Annotated in this window: 10 protein-coding genes; 5 read left to right on the forward strand and 5 right to left on the reverse strand. The window is 69.1% G+C overall.

The window, feature by feature from the left end:
• Positions 1–1579: HAMP domain-containing protein (locus F1193_RS13885; RefSeq protein WP_170263660.1), on the reverse strand; the 1579-nt coding region annotated here is incomplete at its 3' end.
• A gap of 354 nt (positions 1580–1933) precedes the next feature.
• Here F1193_RS13885 and F1193_RS13890 point away from each other — a divergent pair.
• The 3 genes from F1193_RS13890 (at position 1934) to F1193_RS13900 (ending at position 4861) form a co-directional block, all read left to right on the forward strand.
• Complete coding sequence (locus tag F1193_RS13890) at positions 1934–4024, forward strand: SGNH/GDSL hydrolase family protein (protein ID WP_210247375.1); 2091 nt, start codon at positions 1934–1936, stop codon at positions 4022–4024.
• A gap of 328 nt (positions 4025–4352) precedes the next feature.
• Positions 4353–4580: a hypothetical protein gene (locus F1193_RS13895; RefSeq protein ID WP_150098403.1), complete on the forward strand. Its 228-nt coding sequence runs from the start codon at positions 4353–4355 to the stop codon at positions 4578–4580.
• Complete coding sequence (locus tag F1193_RS13900) at positions 4577–4861, forward strand: type II toxin-antitoxin system RelE/ParE family toxin (protein ID WP_150098404.1); 285 nt, start codon at positions 4577–4579, stop codon at positions 4859–4861. The genes F1193_RS13895 and F1193_RS13900 overlap by 4 nt, the downstream gene beginning before the upstream one ends.
• Before the next feature lie 303 nt (positions 4862–5164).
• On the opposite strand, the gene F1193_RS13905 is transcribed toward F1193_RS13900, so the two are convergent.
• Together F1193_RS13905 and F1193_RS13910 are read right to left on the reverse strand one after the other, a co-directional pair.
• Positions 5165–6217, reverse strand: coding sequence for an NAD(P)/FAD-dependent oxidoreductase (locus tag F1193_RS13905; RefSeq protein ID WP_150098405.1), 1053 nt, complete (start codon positions 6215–6217; stop codon positions 5165–5167).
• 160 nt (positions 6218–6377) lie between these two features.
• Positions 6378–6698: a 2Fe-2S iron-sulfur cluster-binding protein gene (locus tag F1193_RS13910; protein WP_150098406.1), complete on the reverse strand. Its 321-nt coding sequence runs from the start codon at positions 6696–6698 to the stop codon at positions 6378–6380.
• 262 nt (positions 6699–6960) lie between these two features.
• Between F1193_RS13910 and F1193_RS13915 the strand changes: the two genes are divergently transcribed.
• Entirely contained in the window at positions 6961–7536 is a 576-nt protein-coding gene (locus tag F1193_RS13915; protein ID WP_150098407.1) for a hypothetical protein, read from the forward strand.
• Positions 7537–7729: 193 nt separating this feature from the next.
• Here the strand turns inward: F1193_RS13915 and F1193_RS13920 are convergent, their stop codons facing one another.
• Both F1193_RS13920 and F1193_RS13925 read right to left on the reverse strand, forming a co-directional pair.
• The gene (locus F1193_RS13920) at positions 7730–8110 is read right to left on the reverse strand and encodes an Hpt domain-containing protein (protein WP_150098408.1); all 381 of its coding nucleotides are present in this window, start codon (positions 8108–8110) and stop codon (positions 7730–7732) included.
• A 255-nt stretch (positions 8111–8365) separates the two neighbouring features.
• Positions 8366–8692 carry a hypothetical protein gene (locus F1193_RS13925; protein ID WP_210247376.1) on the reverse strand — a complete coding sequence of 109 codons (327 nt, stop codon included), beginning with the start codon at positions 8690–8692 and terminating at the stop codon, positions 8366–8368.
• 246 nt (positions 8693–8938) lie between these two features.
• Between F1193_RS13925 and F1193_RS13930 the strand changes: the two genes are divergently transcribed.
• On the forward strand, positions 8939–16147 hold the full coding sequence (locus tag F1193_RS13930; RefSeq protein ID WP_150098409.1) for an apolipoprotein A-IV repeat region-like domain-containing protein: 7209 nt from the start codon (positions 8939–8941) through the stop codon (positions 16145–16147).
• Positions 16148–16476 lie beyond the last annotated feature (329 nt).

Here is a 16476-nt window from a genome sequence, read left to right on the forward strand (position 1 = left end):
CGTTGAGCGCGAGCAGGTTGGTCTGGCCGGCGATGGTCGAGATCAGCCCGACGATGTCGCCGATCTTCTGCGCCGCCAGCGACAGCCGGGCCACCTTCTGGGCGGTGGCGTCGGCATCGCGCGCCGCCTCCGCGGCGATCGAGGCGGACTCATTGACCCGCCGGCCGATCTCGGCGACCGAGGTCGCAAGCTCTTCCGCCGCCGAGGCCACGGTCTGGACGTTGGAGGAGGCTTCCTCCGAGGCCGAGGCCACCGCCACCGACTGGCGGTTGGTCTGCTCGGCGGCCGCCGACATGGTCTGCGCCGCGCCCTGGAGCTGCGAGGAGGCGCTCGACACCGCGCCGATGATGCCGCCGACCGCCTGCTCGAACGAGTTGGCCATCTGGTGCATCGCCGCCTTCCTTTCGGCTTCGGCCCGTGCTTCCGCCGCCTTCTGCTCGGCCGTCATCTGGTCCATCCGGATCAGATTGTCCTTGAACACATTGGCCGCACGCGCGGTCTCGCCGACCTCGTCGCCACGCTGAACGTAAGGCACGTCGAGCGACTTGTCGCCCGCCGCCAGCTTCTCCAGCACACCGGCGATCGCGCGGATCGGCTTGGCGATCGAGACCATCCCAAACACCGTCGAGCCGATCAGCACAATGATCACCAGTCCACCGAATACGAGGCTCCAGGTGCCAGATTGCGCAATTGCCGCATTGGTTTCGCGGGAGATTTCGTCCGCACGGGTCTTGGCGGCCTGCTCGGTGGCAGCGAACAGCGCCTCCATCTCGCGGGCGAGCGGACGCACGCGCTTGTCCATGATGTCGTTCTGGGCGCCTTGGGCAGCAACCAATGCCTTGGTTGCCGTGACGAGGTCCGAACCCGATCCTTCCATCGCCTTGATGGCGGCGGTGATGCGCTCGTCCGCAGCCTGCCGCTCGATGGCATTCAAAATGCTCACCGCCTGCGCCATGGATTGCTCGGCGCGGGCCTGCAACGCCGTCTCGCCGGTCGCCTGAAACCGCCAAGCCGCGAGCCGGCCGTCTTTCGAGGACGAATCCGCCTGCTCGAGAAGGAGGAGAAACTCCGCCTTCTGAGTTCCTGTCTTGCCGAGCAGATCGCGGACAGCCGCTTTGCCCTTGTCCCACTCTCCGGCAATAACGATCAGCTTATCGCGGAGCGTGATCATTTCGCGCTGCAGACCGGCCGCCTCGCGATTGCCGTTGAAATACGGGTCAAGCAGACTGATTGCCTTCGCCAGACGCTCCTTGTTGGCGGGGAATCTCGATTTCGCGTCGGCATGCTTCAAGTTTTCGCGGGCCGTCGAAACCTCCGCCTGCATCGTGCCGATCAGTTTCTCGACATCCTCGATCGAGTTCGAGAGCCGGATGTCACGGAAGGCAAGTCGCATGTCTTGAATATTGGCGCCTGCCTCTTTCGTCATATCGAGGACAAATGCCGCATCTTGGGAATCATCAGCCAACTCTCCAACATGGTTGTTCGAGATTTGGTTGTTTATGACCAACGCGCCAACGATCAGCACGCCCGCTGCGGACGTGAGAGCCAGCTTGGCTCCGATACGCAGATTGAGTTTCATGCCCGTCTCCACCCGGCACGCGGCTGCCCCAACCCCCCGTGCCTCGTGCCGGTCACGCTGCATCACCTGAGGGGCTATGCGAAGAAAACTCGCGCGAAACGTGTAAATGGATCGTTACCATCTTACGGACTACGCCGCACTACTGATCTCGCGTACGGCATTACCACAAGGCAACTGAAAATTTCGCAACGCATCATCTACAGGTTGCTTCTGCGACTGCTTCGCCGTCCACACACTGCCGCACCGCCGCAAAATCGCCCCGAGCATCGGTCAATCAACACCCGTCCGGGCGAAGCCGCCCCCGACCTTTGGCTTGACCCGATTTCGACCCGACACCGTCACGAGGAACATCCGATGCGCGCCCCCCTCGCGCTCGCCGCGCTGTTGTTGCCGCTTGCCGCCGCCCTGGCGCCGGCACCGGCGCACGCCCAGGTCTGCACCGCCGACAGCGTCGAGCCGTGCATCGACTGGCAGGTCAAGAACCGCTTCCGGCTGTTCAAGAGCGAGCAGGATTTCCAGACCCACGCCGTCGCCCACGGGCCGGGCAGCACCATTCTCGCCGTCGAGCGCAAGCTGGCGCGCGGCACCGACGGCTTCGGCTGGGCACGCGACATGGTCCACAATCTCTGCGTCGACCCGGTCACCAGCACGTTGCTCGACCGCTGCGAGCGCACCTATGAAGCTGCCCGCACCGGCAAGCCATCAAGCGACCGCAAGAAGACCGAGAGCTATCTCAACCCCCGCGACCACCGCGTCGGCCTCACCTTGAAGAACCTGGCCACCGAACCCGGCCTCGCCTGCCGCTGGACGCTGTGGGACAAAACCCCGCCCGGCCGCCAGTTCGACACAGCCTGCACCGAAGAGGTGATCGACGACCTCGCCGCCGGCATCGGCACCAAGGTGTCGGTGACGGTGCACCGCGGCGAGGAGATCGTCGCCATCCTGGAATCCCGGGTCGAGGTGCGGGATCTCTTGATCGCCGGCATGGGCGATTCCATTGCCTCCGGCGAGGGCAACCCGGATTCACCGGTGATGCTGTCCGACAAGGGCTTCTGCTACCGCCGCCTGCTCGGCGGCACCTTCTCCGAATACTTCCGGCCGTCGCGGCGCGACTATCGCGGCATGCGCGACTGCGGTCCCACCACGCCCGTCCGCGACGCCGCGCCCACTGCCCAGGGATCCGCCCAGGCCGAATGGGCGCGCGCCGGCGCCGACTGGATGAGCCCGGCCTGCCACCGCTCGCTCTATGGCTATCAGGTGCGCACCGCGCTGGCCTTAGCGGTCGAGAACCCACACGTCGCCATCACCTTCCTGCCGCTTGCCTGCACCGGCGCCCAGATCGACGAGGGCCTGCTCGGCAGCCAGCCGATCCGCGATTTCGCCAAGGCCTGCGAACAGGCGGCAGGCGGGCGCAAATGCGCCACCAGCGTGCCGCCGCAGATCGCCCAGCTCGGCCGCTATTTGCAGCTCGCGCCCGAGCGTGACCTCGACCTCCTGCTGCTCACCATCGGCGCCAACGACATCGGCTTCTCGCCGATGGTCGCCGGCGTCATGGTCGACCCGAAGGAGGACGAGTACGACGTGCTCAACCGCTTCGGCATGATCAAGACGGCCAAGGAGGCCACCGCCACGCTGCAGAAGGAGCTACCCGCCAGTTTCCGCAAGCTGCGCGCCGCGCTCAAGCCCCTGCTCGGCGGCTCGCTGGAGCACGTGGTCTATGTCCGCTACGGCCACCCGGCCCTCGAAGCGCCGGACCGCACCTGCGGCGGCGGCCGCCACGGCATGGACATCCATCCCGCCTTCGAGGTCTCGGCGCCGCGGCTGCAGTCGGTCTCCGAGTTCGTGACGAAAAGCTTCTTTCCCAAGCTGGAGCAGCTCGCCCGCTGCAATGCCGGCGGCGGCTGCGCCGACCCCGAGACCGAGCGCATGACCTATGTCGACGGTCACGACCAGGCGTTCGCCCGCGCCGGCTTCTGCGCCACCGAGCCGGCCGACCCCACCGTCGCCGAGCCGGACTTCGACGTCGCTTGCTTTAAGAAGAACGGCTCAAGCTTCCGCACTGACAGCGACGCGCTGGAGCAGCCGATGACCGACGGCTGCAGCCCCTCCGACTACCGGCCCTACGCGCCACGCGCGCGCTGGATCCGCACCCCGAACGATGCGTACTTCGCCGCCATGACCTTCCCCTACGGCGTGCTGCAGGCGCCCCAGAGCACCCATGACGGCCTGTGGGGGCTGAAGACCGCCGTCTATGGCGGCGCCATCCACCCCTCGGCCGAGGGCCACGCGGCGATGGCGGACGCCGCCATGCCGGCGGCGCGCCACCTGCTCAGCCTCTCCGCCCCGCCGGCAATCCTCGCCGAGCCGATCCCGCCGCCGGCGCCGCCGGGAGCATCTTCGGGAGCGGCACCGGCCGCCGCTCTGCCGCCCGCGCCGGTGCCGTGACCGGGCGATCGCGGCGCGGGTGAGACTGTCGTCCCGGACGGCACGCAGTGCCGAGCCGGGACCGTTTTCCGCCATCCCGTCGTCCCGGGCAAGCGGCGCAGCCGCGCGACCCGGGACCGTTTTCAGGAAGAGGTGTCTATTCCTGCAAACGATCCCGGCTCGGCGCTACGCGCCGTCCGGGATGACGAGGCACGAAGATGGACGATCCCGGCTCTCGCGTTGCTCGGCCGGGATGACGAGGCCCAGGCTATTGTCCCAGGTAAGTGGTCAGGCCGCGCGCGGGGACGACCGCGGCGTCTTGGCGTGTTAGATTGTTCAAATGGGTCGAATGACGAAAATCCTCGAACACGCCGTGGCAAAGGCGCAGAGCCTGCCGGAGGCGGAGCAGGACGCGCTGGGCGCCATCCTGCTGTCGATGCTGGACGGCGAGGCGCTCGGCCCCGACCTCGACGAGGAAACCCGCGCGGCCATCCATCAAGGGCTTGAGCAGGCGCGCCGGGGCGAGTTCGTCACCGACGAGGACGTGGCCGCACTGTGGCGCCGCCACGGTCTATGACCGTCCGCTTCACAGCCCGTGCGGCGAGCGATCTCACCGGTGTCGTCGATTATCTGGCGGAGCGGAGTCCGCAAGGCTTGCTCAACCTGAAACGCGCCCTTGAAACCACACTGCGCCTGGTCGAGCAGTATCCCCACGCGGGTCGCGCAACCGGCATTGCAGACGTCCGCGTCCTGCCGGTCGGCCGTTTCCATTACCTGATCTATTGGACGCTGCAGGGGAACGAACCCTGGATCGTCCACATCCGCGACGGCCGGCGGCAGCCGTGGCGCGGCGAGTAATGCGGTTTACGGCGGATCAGGCCGGAAACCGCTTCCCGCCATCCCGTCGTCCCGGACGGCACGCAGTGCCGAGCCGGGACCGTTCTCAGGAAGGGGATGCCGTTTCCGGATGACGATCCCGGCTCTCGCGTTGCTCGGCCGGGATGACGAGACCCAGCCTATTGTCCTGAGCAAAACCGTAGGGCGGGATAGCGAAGCGTATCCCGCCAGAATCAGCCGGGACGCCGGAGTGGCGGAATACGCTGACGCCAGTCCGCCCTACCAGCCGTTTCCTCAAATCACCTCGCCAAGGTCAACCCGGCGTCAATTGACGCCGAGCTTCTTCTGCAGGCTGGTCGAGGAGGTGGTGTACTGGAACACCATCCGCTTGTCCGGATAGACGTAGCGGGCGGCCTTCTGGGCCATCAGCGCGCCCTCGTGGAAGCCGGACAGGATCAGCTTCAGCTTGCCGGGATAGGTGTTGATGTCGCCGATGGCGAAGATGCCCGGCACCGAGGTCTCGAACGACGCCGTCTCGACCGGGATCAAATGGTCGTGCAGATCCAGGCCCCAATGCGCCACCGGCCCGAGCTTCATGGTCAGGCCGAAGAACGGCAGCATGGTGTCGACCGCCACCTCGAAGGAGGCGCCGGCATTGTCGCGGCAGATCGCCGCCTCCAGCTGGCCGCCCTCGCCGCGGATGTTCAGCACCTGGCCGATCTTGAGGTCCATGGCGCCGGCCTCGACCAGCGAGCGCATCTTCTTGACGCTGTCGGGCGCGCCGCGGAACTCGTCGCGGCGGTGGATCAGCGTCAGGCGCTCCGCGAGCGGCTGCAGGTTCAGCGTCCAGTCGAGCGCGGAGTCGCCGCCGCCGACGATCAAGACCTTCTTGCCGCGGAACGCCTCCATCTTCTTGACGGAGTAGAAGACGCTCGTGCCCTCATAGTGCTCGATGCCGGGGATGGGCGGGCGCTTGGGCTGGAACGAGCCGCCGCCGGCGGCGATCACCACCACCTTGGTATGGAAGGTCTTGCCGCCGTCGGTCACCACTTCGAAGCCGCCCTCGGGCCGGTGCTTCACGGTCTCCACCATCTCGCCGAGGTGGAAGGTGGGTCCGAACGGCTTGATCTGCTCCATCAGCTTGTTGACCAGTTCCTGGCCGCTGATCTCCGGATAGCCGGGAATGTCGTAGATCGGCTTCTCGGGATAGAGCTCGGAGCACTGGCCGCCGACCTTGTCCATGATGTCGACGAGGTGCGCCTTGACGTCGAGCAGGCCGAGTTCGAACACGGCGAACAGGCCGATCGGCCCGGCGCCGATGATCAGGGCATCGGTTTCGATGACGTCGCCGCCCGGCGCGGCGGTGGGGTCCAGCATGGTCGAACCTCTCGGAACTGGCGTACGGACAAGGGGATGCGGTTTCGTCTAGAGCCGTCTCCGCGGACGTGGAAACCGGTTTTGCGACAGAGACTGCGCCAACTCAAGAGCTTGAGCGGTCTGCGCAGAGGTGGGAACCGGTTCTGCGGACACGAATGCCCTATCCCTGCTTCTCGGGAACCGTGACGACGAGCCCGTCGAGCTCCTCGCTGACCTTGATCTGGCACGACAGGCGCGAATTGGCGCGCACGTCGAAGGCGAAATCGAGCATGTCCTGCTCCATCGCCACCGGCTCGCCGGTCCGCTCCAGCCAAGCCTCGTCCACATAGACGTGGCAGGTGGCGCAGGCGCAGGCGCCGCCGCATTCGGCTTCGATTCCGGGGACGCCATTCTTGATGGCGCCTTCCATCACGGTGGAGCCGACCTCGGCCTCGACCGTGTGCGCCGTCCCGGCGGCGTCGATGAAGGTGATTTTGGGCATGGCAGGACGCTGAATAATTGGGCAAATGTGCGGACGCGCCTTATAGGCGGTCCCAATTGGCCCGCCAAGCCCTGCCAAGCTGCCAAGCCTGTCAAGCCGTCCTTTTCCGGCCGCCCGCAACCCACGGGACGGCGCGGAGGAGCGCGCCTTGGATGACGAAACGCTGACGGCGTCAGGCAGGCTCCCGTCAGGGGCCCTGGCGCATAGTCGCGCCAATCGATGCGATCAACCGCATCTCCCGATCCCCCGAAAGGTATTTCACATGTCATTGCGTTCCAATGCACAGCCCCTCAGCCCGTCCGCTTCCCCGGCCTTCGCCGGATTGTCCGCCTCCCCGGCCTTCGCCGGATTGCTGGCCGACCTCGTGATGAAGCCGGCGGCCCCGACGACCGGCGGCTACGCCTTCGAGACCGCCATGTGCCTGGTGGAGAGCCAGTCGCCGCTGGCGCGGCCGGCGTTCGGCGGCCTGTCCGCCCACCTCGCCGCGACGATCGAGGAACGCGAGGCGCAGACCCTGCTGCTGCGCACCCGCATGCTGGCGCGCCTGTTGGCCGGCGTGCGCGACACGCTCGACGCAGCTGACACCCGCACGCTGTTCAAGGCCGCAGCCCGCGTCGCCGGCGAGCTGATGGCGGTGTTCGGCCCGAGCGCGGTCCGGGTGGCGGCGGATGGGTCGCACGCCCCGGTCGACCGCGCGGCGGCCGCCACCGCCCTCACCGAGGGGCGACTGCTCGCCGAAGGCATCGCGGTCGCGCTGGACCGCCTTGGACGCCTGCCGTGCGCGCCCTGCCTTGCGCCGCGGCAGGCCGGAACCGCCTGCGCCCGCAAGCTGTCATGATCCGGTTTCCGGCCTCCAGGGCCGGAGACCCGTAGTCCGATCGCCGAAAACCCCGTTATCGAACAAGGGGTTTTCGGCGAGAGTGCTTCCGGTGTCCCGGAGGGATCAACCGGAAACCGCATGAGATGTTTCCGGCCGATCGCGTCGCGATCCCGGAAGCCCGGCGACACCGACGGTTCGGCCCGTGGGCGGATCACGCCCCGTTCGACAGAAGCTGGGAGATATAGAGGCGGCACTCCACGACCCGCGCCTCCAGCCGCGCCACCGCCTCGAGCACCTCGGCGGTGTCGTAGCGGGCAGACAGCGCTTCCGCCTCGGCTGCGACCGCCGCCACATGGCGGGCGCCGATGCCCGCCGCGGAGCCCTTCAGCGTGTGGGCGGCCGCGCCGAACGCCTGGGCCGTTCGGGCCTCCTTCAGCCGGTCGAGCTGGATGGTCGACTGACGCAGGAACAGCCCCAGCACCTCGCGTTCCAATGCGCGGTCGCCGAAGGTGACCCGCGACAGGTGCACGAGATCGACCGGCCGGTCGGCCGTCGACGCCGTTTTCGGCAGTTCCAGAGTGGCAGTGTTCATGGCGCGTCCTGGGAGGGGTATTCGGGGGATGGACACTCGATCGATGGCCGTTCGGGCGAGACCGTTTCCGGTATCCCGAACGGATCAACCGGAAACCGTATCAGGCACGTATTGCAGGGATTTCCCTTATAAGCCTGATTGCCAAATAGGGCCTTAACGCGGCGGCGCAAGACGTCCCCCGCAAGCCTTCCGTCCCCCGCAAGCCTTCCCTCGCCCGCAAGCCCTGACCCTCAAGCCCCCGCGGGTGGCTGCCTACTACGACGGGGTCGAAGGCGCGCCGCCCCCGGCCGGCGGCTCCGCGCCCAGCGCGCGATAGCCCGCCGGGGTCAGCCGGCAGACCAGCCAGTCGGGCTTGACCGGATTGGCGATCCAGCGTTCGGCCCAGCCGTGCGCGATGCACGCCTCGATTGTCTTATGCGGAACTTCCCGGCCGTCCTCGTCGAACAGCGGGAGTTTTCCACCGGGTTGGCCAAGCCCACGCATCAGATAGCGCCGCTGCGCCTCGGTCGGCCGCGGCGCTTCGCCAGTGGCTGGAACGCCTTGGGGCGCTTGGCCCGAGTCGCCGTCACGACGTGTCATCATGGTAACCAATCCGTTAACGATGATCGGAAACCGCGCCCTCGGCGGGTTTCTTTTGACAGTTTGCACCGGTAGGATGTCTCTTGCGGTGGACTAAGATACCTCCCAACCAGGATGCAATCCTGGCACGCGGCGGGTGGTATCTGGAAGTGGCGTCCGACGGTGTTCGGCCGGACGCGAGCATGCCGACCCGGCCCGAACGGCAGCACGCCGGTCGAGGTCATGAGTACGGACCGGAGGCGACGGACGATGGCGAAGGCACCCAAGAAAATGCAGGATCCGACGGAAGCAGCGCTTTCGGCGGTGCAGGAGGCGTTGAGCGTGGCGCAGGACCATGCCGACGAACGCCGGCCGCTCCGGCCGCGGGTGCCGATCGACGACGCCGCCCCGGCCCTGCCGCCGGAACGCCCCGAGCGGCCGCTGGCGCCGCGCCGCGCCGCCAATGACGACCGGCGCAATGTCGGCCAGATCCTCGCCAACATGCAGCGCCGCACCTCGCCCGCCCCCTATTGGGCGGCGCTGGCGTTCTCGCTCGCCTGGGTCGGCATCGCCGGCGGCCTGTCCTGGACCGCCTACTCGGCCGACATCCGCGCCCTCACCTCGCAGTCCGGCCTCGCCGCCCAGCCGCATCTTCTGGCGGTGGCGGCCGGCATCGTGCTGCCGGTGTTCTTCTTCTTCGCCGTCGCCGGCCTGATCCGCCGCGCGCAGGAGTTGCGCCACACCGCCCGCTCGATGACCGAGGTCGCCCTGCTCCTCGCCCAGCCGGGCGAGCTTGCCGGCGACGGCATCATGACGCTCGGCCAGGCGATCCGCCGCGAGGTCTCGGCCGTCAATGACGGCATCGAGCGCGCCGTCGCCCGCGCCAGCGAGCTCGAGACGATGGTGCGCAACGAGGTCGCCACGCTGGAGCGCTCCTACGAGCAGAACGAGATGCGCGTGCGCAACCTCGTCGACCGCCTCGTCACCGAGCGCGAGGCGATCATCGCCCATGCCGACCGCATCGGCAGCACCATTTCCGGCGCGCACGAGGCCTTCACCCAGGAGGTGCAGGGCGTCTCCGAGCGCATCAATGCCGCGATCCAGGAAGCCGGCGACCGCGTCACCGTCAGCCTCGCCGACCGCGGCGAGCACATCACCATCGCGCTCGGCCGCGTCGGCGACCAGATGATCGAGGCGATCGTCGACAAGGGCGGCGACCTACTGGAGCGGCTGAGCGCCACCGGCATCGAGGTCAACACCACGCTGTCGGAATCCTCCGAGCAGCTGGTCTCGGCGATGCGCGGCCAGATCGACGAGATCACCGGCCGCCTCAACGCCGCGACCACCGAGCTGACCGAGTCGATGATCTCGCGCACCGACGAGATCTCCTCGGCCGTGGTCCGCACCACCACCGATCTCGCCGACACGCTGAACCGCCGCACCGACGAGGTGACGGCGAACATGCTGCGCACCACCACCGAGATCGCCGACACGCTGGGCAACCGTACCGAGGAGCTGACCGCCAGCGTGCTGCGCACCACCTCCAACCTGGCCGACACGCTGAGCAGCCGCGCCGAGGAGATGACGGCCAATGTGGTGAAGGTCACCAGCGACCTGGCCGAGACCATGGCCCAGCGCAGCGAGGCCGTCTCGGCCACCGTGCTGCAGACCACGGCCGCGCTCGCCGACACGCTGACCCAGCGCACCGCCGAGATGGCCGGCACGCTGACCGCCAACACCCAGCTCGCCACCGAGACGCTGGAGAGCCGCTCCGCCGAGATCACCAATGCGCTGGTCACCACCGGCACCAAGCTGGCCGACGAGATCGCCATCCGCGCCGGCGAGGTCGACCTCACCCTGAAGTCCACCAGCGAGTCGCTGATCCTCGATCTGTCGATGCGCGGCGGCGAGGTCGTGCGCAAGCTGGAGGAGGTCGGCACCCGCGTCGCCGAGACGCTGACCACCGGCGGCGCCGACGTCACCGAGCGCCTGACTTTGGTCGGCGACGAGGTGTCGCGCGCCATCGCCGGCCGCAGCACCGAGATGACCGAGCGGCTCGCCCTGGTCGGCGCCGAGGTCACCAAGCTGATCGCCGGCCGCGGCAACGAGCTGACCGAGCGGCTGGCCGCCGTCGGCACCGAGGTGTCGAAGGCCATCGGCGTGCGCGGCATCAAGGTCACCGACGCCTTCCGCGAGACCGCCGAGACGCTGGCCACCACCATTTCGGCCAAGGGCGACGCGGTGAAGGAGATGCTCAACGCCCGCCTCAAGGCGTTCGAGGAGACCATCACCATCCGCGGCGGCGAACTGGCCGACCGCATCAGCACCGACACCGGCGTGCTGGCCAAGTCGATCGGCGACGGGCTCACCAATTTCGACCAGACCGTGCGGGTCCACGGAACCGAGCTGCTGGAGCAGGTGTCCAAGCGCGTCGACAGCGTCGGCGAGAGCTTCCGCGTCAATCTCGCCACCTTCGACGACCGCGTCGCCGCCAAGACCAACGAGATCGCCGCCACCCTCGACCAGCGCATCTCGCGCATCGAGCAGACGCTGGAGGCGCGCGCCCAGAACCTCAACCAGACGCTGGCCCAGCGCACGCTGGAATTCGCCAAGGTCCTCGGCGAAGGCTCCAACGGCACCGTCGACCTCCTCGACCACAAGGTCCAGGAACTCTCCGGCGTCTTCGCCCTGAAGACCAAGGAGCTCGGCGACCTCTTGATCGACAGTTCGGAGATCGTCGACAGCAAGCTCAGCGCCCGCGCCGTCGAGATGGCCGGCAACATGGATGTCCGCATTTCGCGCTTCGAGGAGCTGATCGTCGGCCGGCTGGAGTCGGTGTCGACCTCGATCGAGGTCCGCGGCGTCGCCTTCACCGACGCGCTCACCTCCAAGATCGAGGCGGTGTCCAACACGCTGCGCAACGACGCCCAGGTGGTCGAGCGCACGCTGGTCGGCCTCAGCGACCACATCCATCAGGCGCTCGGCACTCGCGCCAACGACGTGGCGGCGGCCATCGGCCAGCGCACCAACGAGCTTGCCCAGCTTCTCGACGAGCGCACCGCGACCATGAACTCCGTGCTGGGCGCGCGCGCCTCGGCCGTCACCAGCGAGATCACGACGACCACCGAGCAGCTCGCCAAGCTGCTCGACGAGCGCTCGGGCATCGTCGTCCAGGCGCTCGGCAGCCGTGCCGACGAGGTCGCCTCGACGCTCGGCCAGCGCACCGCCGAACTCGCCAGCCTGCTCGACGAACGCTCCAACAAGCTCACCGCCGCGCTCGGCTCGCGCGCCTCCGCCGTCACCACCGAGCTGGCGGCGACCACCGAACAGCTCGCCAAGCTGCTCGACGAGCGCTCCGGCACGCTGGTGACCGCGCTCGGCAGCCGCGCCGCCACCCTCACCACCGATCTGGCGGCGACCACCGAGCAGCTCACCCGCCTGCTCGACGAGCGCTCCAACGCCATGGTCGAGGCGCTGGGCAGCCGCGCCTCCTCCGTCACCACCGAGCTGACCGCGACCACCGAGCAGCTCACCCGCCTGCTCGACGAGCGCTCCGGCTCCATGGTCGAGGCGCTGGGCAGCCGCGCCTCCTCCGTCACCACCGAACTGACGACGGCCACCGAGCAGCTCACCCGCCTGCTCGACGAGCGCTCGGACTCGATGACGCAGGCGCTCGGCTCGCGCGCCTCGACCGTCACCACGGAACTCACCACCACCACCGAGCAGCTTGCCAAGCTGCTGGACGAGCGCTCCGGCACGCTGGTGCAGGCGCTCGGCGCCCGCGCCGATCAGGTCGCCGCGGCGCTCGGCCGGCGCACCGCCGAACTCGCCCATCTGCTGGACGACCGCGCGGCGCGCATGGCCTCCTCGCTCGGCGCCAGCGCCGCCGCCGTCACCAGCGATCTCGCCACCAGCACCGCCGAGCTGACCAAGCTGCTCGACGAGCGCTCGGAGGCGATGACGGCCTCGCTCGGCAGCCGCGTCGCCGCGGTCACCGACGACCTCACCACCCGCACCGAAGGGCTCGCCAGGCTGCTCGACGAGCGCTCCGAGGCGATGACCTCCGTGCTCGGCAACCGCGTCGCCGCCGTCGCCGACGACCTCACCGCCCGCACCGAGGGCCTCGCCAGGCTGCTCGACCAGAGCTCCGGCACGCTGGTGCAATCCATCGGCGCCCGCGCCGAGGAGGTGGCCTCGACGCTCGGCCAGCGCACCGCCGAGCTCGCCAACCTGCTCGACGAGCGCACCGAGAAGATGTCGAACGTGCTCGGCAGCCGCGTCGCTGCCGTCGCCGACGACCTCACCGCCCGCACCGAGGGCCTCGCCAGGCTGCTCGACCAGAGCTCCGGCACGCTGGTGCAGGCGATCGGCGCCCGCGCCGAGGAGGTCGCCTCGACGCTCGGCCAGCGCACCGCCGAGCTCGCCGGCCTGCTCGACGAGCGCTCCGAGGCGATGACGAGCGCGCTCGGCAGCCGCGCCGCCGTGGTCGCCGACGATCTCACCGCCCGCACCGAAGGGCTGGTGAAGCTGCTCGACGAGCGCTCCAGCGCCATGGCCCAGGTGCTGGGCCTGCGCGCATCCGCCGTCACCGCCGACATCGCCACCAGCACCGAGCACCTCGTCAAGATGCTCGACGAGCGCACCGGCACGATGGTCCAGGCCATCGGCACGCGCGCCGAAGACGTTGCCGCGACGCTCGGCCAGCGCACCGCCGATCTGGCCCGGCTGCTCGACGAGCGTTCCGAGAAGATGTCCTCGACCGTCAGCGCCCATGTCGCCGCGGCCACCGACGACCTGTCCATCCGCACCGAAGGGCTGGTGAAGCTGCTCGACGAGCGCTCCACCGCGATGGCCCAGGTGCTCGGCATCCGCGCCTCCACCGTCACCGCCGACATCGCGGCCAGCACCGAGCATCTCGCCAAGCTGCTGGAGGACCGCTCCGGCGCGCTGGTGGCGGCGATCGGCACCCGCGCCGACGAGGTGGCCTCGACGCTGGGCCAGCGCACCACCGAACTCGCCAGCCTGCTCGACGACCGTTCCGAGAAGATGTCGAGCGTGCTCGGCAGCCGCGTCGCCTCGGTGGCGAACGTGCTGACCACCCGCACCGAGGAGCTGGCCAGGCTGCTCGACGAGCGCTCCGAATCCATGGTGCAGGCGCTCGGCACCCAGGTGTCCGCCGTCACCGGCGAACTGGCCGCCAGCACCGAGCGCCTCGCCCGGATTCTCGACGAGAATTCCGGCACGCTGGTGCAGGCGCTGGGCGGCCGCGCCGAGGAGGTGGCCGCCAGCCTCGGCCAGCGCACCGCCGAACTGGCCAAGCTGCTCGACGAGCGCTCCGAGAAGATGTCCTCCACCGTCAGCGCCCATGTCGCCGCGGCCGCCAACGACCTGTCGACCCGCACCGAGGGCCTGGTGAAGCTGCTCGACGAGCGCTCCAACGCCATGGCCCAGGTGCTCGGCATCCGCGCCTCCGCCGTCACCACCGACCTCGCGGCCAGCACCGAATATCTCGCCAAGATGCTGGACGAGCGGTCGGGCTCCCTGGTGGCCGCGCTCGGCACCCGAGCCGACGAGGTGGCCGCCACGCTCGGCCAGCGCACCGCCGAGCTGACCGGCCTCCTGGACGAGCGGGCGAACCGCATGACCGCCGCGCTCAGCGCCAGCGTCTCCAGCGTCGCCGCCGAACTGTCGGCGGGCACCGAGCAGATCTCGAAGACCCTCGACATCCGCTCCGGCGCGGCCGTCCAGGTGCTCGGCGCCCGCGCCGAGGAGGTCGCCGCCACGCTCGGCCAGCGCACCGCCGAGCTCGCCGACCTGCTCGACACCCGCACCCGCTCCATGAGCTCGACGCTCGGCGAGCGCCTCGCCTCGATGACCGGCGAGCTGACCTCGCGCACCGAGGAGCTGGCCAAGCTGCTCGACGAGCGCTCCAACGCCGTGATCGTCGGGCTCGGCACCCGCGCCGGCGAGGTGTCGAGCGAGCTGACCGCCCGCACCCACGACCTCACCCGCCTGCTCGACGAGAAATCGTCGACGCTGGTCACCGCGCTCGACGATCGCACGGCGTCGTTCGCCACCGAAATCACCCGGATGAGCGACACCATGGTGAAGGCGGTGGAGCAGCGCGGCGCTTCCATTGCCGAGTCGATCGCCGCCAGCGCCGCCGGCTTCGCCCGCACCGCGTCGCAGTCCGGCGACGAGCTGATCGAGGCGCTCGACCGCATCGGCCGCAGCACCATCGGCGAACTGGCCACGGCCGGCGACACGGTGAAGAGCGACCTCACCCAGGTGGTGGACCGCATCCGCGACGCCAATGCGATGATGCAGCAGGTGATGACCGCCGCCACGCGCAACCTGGAGAATCTCGAAGGCACCTTCACCGAGCGCTTCAAGGCGTTCCGCGCCGCCAGCGACGTCTTGAACGAGCGCGTGGCGCATCTCGAAGGCACGACCACCGGCATCCTCAAGGACGTCGGCAGCCTCGCCCAGCGCTTCCAGGACCAGAGCAAGATCATCGCCTCGACCGCCGGCTCGCTCGACGAGACCCACCGCCGGATCGACGCCACGCTCGACCAGCGGCGTGAGGCGCTGGAGACGCTGGCCGGCAACATCTCCGCCTACGGCGCCGAGATCGACCAGCGCTTCAAGCACTTCGCCGATCTGGCCCGCGAGATGAAGGCGATGACCGAGGAGGTCCGCACCGCGCTCGACACCACGCGCACGGAGATGAAGCGCGGCGTGCTCGAACTGCCGCAGGAGACCCAGGAGAGCGCCGCGGCGATGCGCCGGGTGCTGGCCGAGCAGATCAAGGCGCTGGGCGACCTCAACGACATCGTCGCCCGCCACGGACGCGGCGTCGACGTGGTGGAACCGGCGCGCCGCTCGGTCGAGGCGGTGGCGGCCGGCGCCGGCGGCGCCCGCACATCGACGCGCCACGAGCCGGCGCGCCACGAGCCTGCGGCCGAGGCGCCCGTCGCCCGCACGGCCGCGCCGCCGCGCATCGAGACGGCACCGCCCGCGCCGTCCGGCGGCAGCGGCTGGCTGTCCGACCTGCTGGCCCGCGCCTCGCAGGAGGAGCCGGCTGCACCGCAGCCGAAGGCGGCCGCGGCGAGCCGCCAGGCCCGCCCGCCCCACCACGCCATCGAGTCGCTCGACTCGCTGGCGATGGATGTCGCCCGCATGATCGACCACGATGCCGCGGTCGATCTGTGGGAGCGCTACAAGCGCGGCGAGCGCAACGTCTTCACCCGCCGGCTCTACACGATGCAGGGCCAGCAGCGCTTCGAGGAGGTCCGCCGCCGCTACCGCAGCGACGGTGAGTTCCGCACCACCGTCGACCGCTATGTCGAGGAGTTCGAGCGCCTGCTCGATCAGGTGGCCCGGCAGGACGGCGGACAGGTGCTGACCAAGACCTACCTCACCTCCGACACCGGCAAGGTCTACACCCTGCTGGCCCACGCCGCCGGCCGCTTCGACTGAGCGGATTGACGGCGACCGAAATCAATAAGGGGTGCGCCGCGGCGCGCCCCTTTTCGTTTCCGCGTCATTCGGGACGCCTTCCACAAAAGGGGCGTCGTCCCGGGCAAGCGGCGCAGCCGCGCGACCCGGGACCGATTTCCGAAAGGTGTCTTTTCCGGAGGACGATCCCGGCTCTCGCTTCGCTCGGCCGGGATGACAACCCGGCATAAGGGGCTGTCGTCCCGGACGGCGCGTAGCGCCGAGCCGGGACCGTCTGCAGAAAGGGGGCATCTTTTCCTGCAGCCGATCCTGGCTCTCGCTGACGCTCGGCCGGGATGACAGACGGATAA

It is taken from the genome of Blastochloris sulfoviridis (genome assembly GCF_008630065.1).
In the GTDB taxonomy this organism is placed as follows: domain Bacteria; phylum Pseudomonadota; class Alphaproteobacteria; order Rhizobiales; family Xanthobacteraceae; genus Blastochloris; species Blastochloris sulfoviridis.

Coding starts and splice junctions, on each gene's coding strand:
- F1193_RS13890 (WP_210247375.1), top strand. CDS start 1,934: ATGCGCGCCCCCCTCGCGCTCGCCGCGCTGTTGTTGCCGCTTGCCGCC.
- F1193_RS13905 (WP_150098405.1), bottom strand. CDS start 6,217: ATGCTGGACCCCACCGCCGCGCCGGGCGGCGACGTCATCGAAACCGAT.
- F1193_RS13915 (WP_150098407.1), top strand. CDS start 6,961: ATGTCATTGCGTTCCAATGCACAGCCCCTCAGCCCGTCCGCTTCCCCG.
- F1193_RS13900 (WP_150098404.1), top strand. CDS start 4,577: ATGACCGTCCGCTTCACAGCCCGTGCGGCGAGCGATCTCACCGGTGTC.
- F1193_RS13925 (WP_210247376.1), bottom strand. CDS start 8,692: ATGATGACACGTCGTGACGGCGACTCGGGCCAAGCGCCCCAAGGCGTT.
- F1193_RS13920 (WP_150098408.1), bottom strand. CDS start 8,110: ATGAACACTGCCACTCTGGAACTGCCGAAAACGGCGTCGACGGCCGAC.
- F1193_RS13930 (WP_150098409.1), top strand. CDS start 8,939: ATGGCGAAGGCACCCAAGAAAATGCAGGATCCGACGGAAGCAGCGCTT.
- F1193_RS13895 (WP_150098403.1), top strand. CDS start 4,353: ATGACGAAAATCCTCGAACACGCCGTGGCAAAGGCGCAGAGCCTGCCG.
- F1193_RS13910 (WP_150098406.1), bottom strand. CDS start 6,698: ATGCCCAAAATCACCTTCATCGACGCCGCCGGGACGGCGCACACGGTC.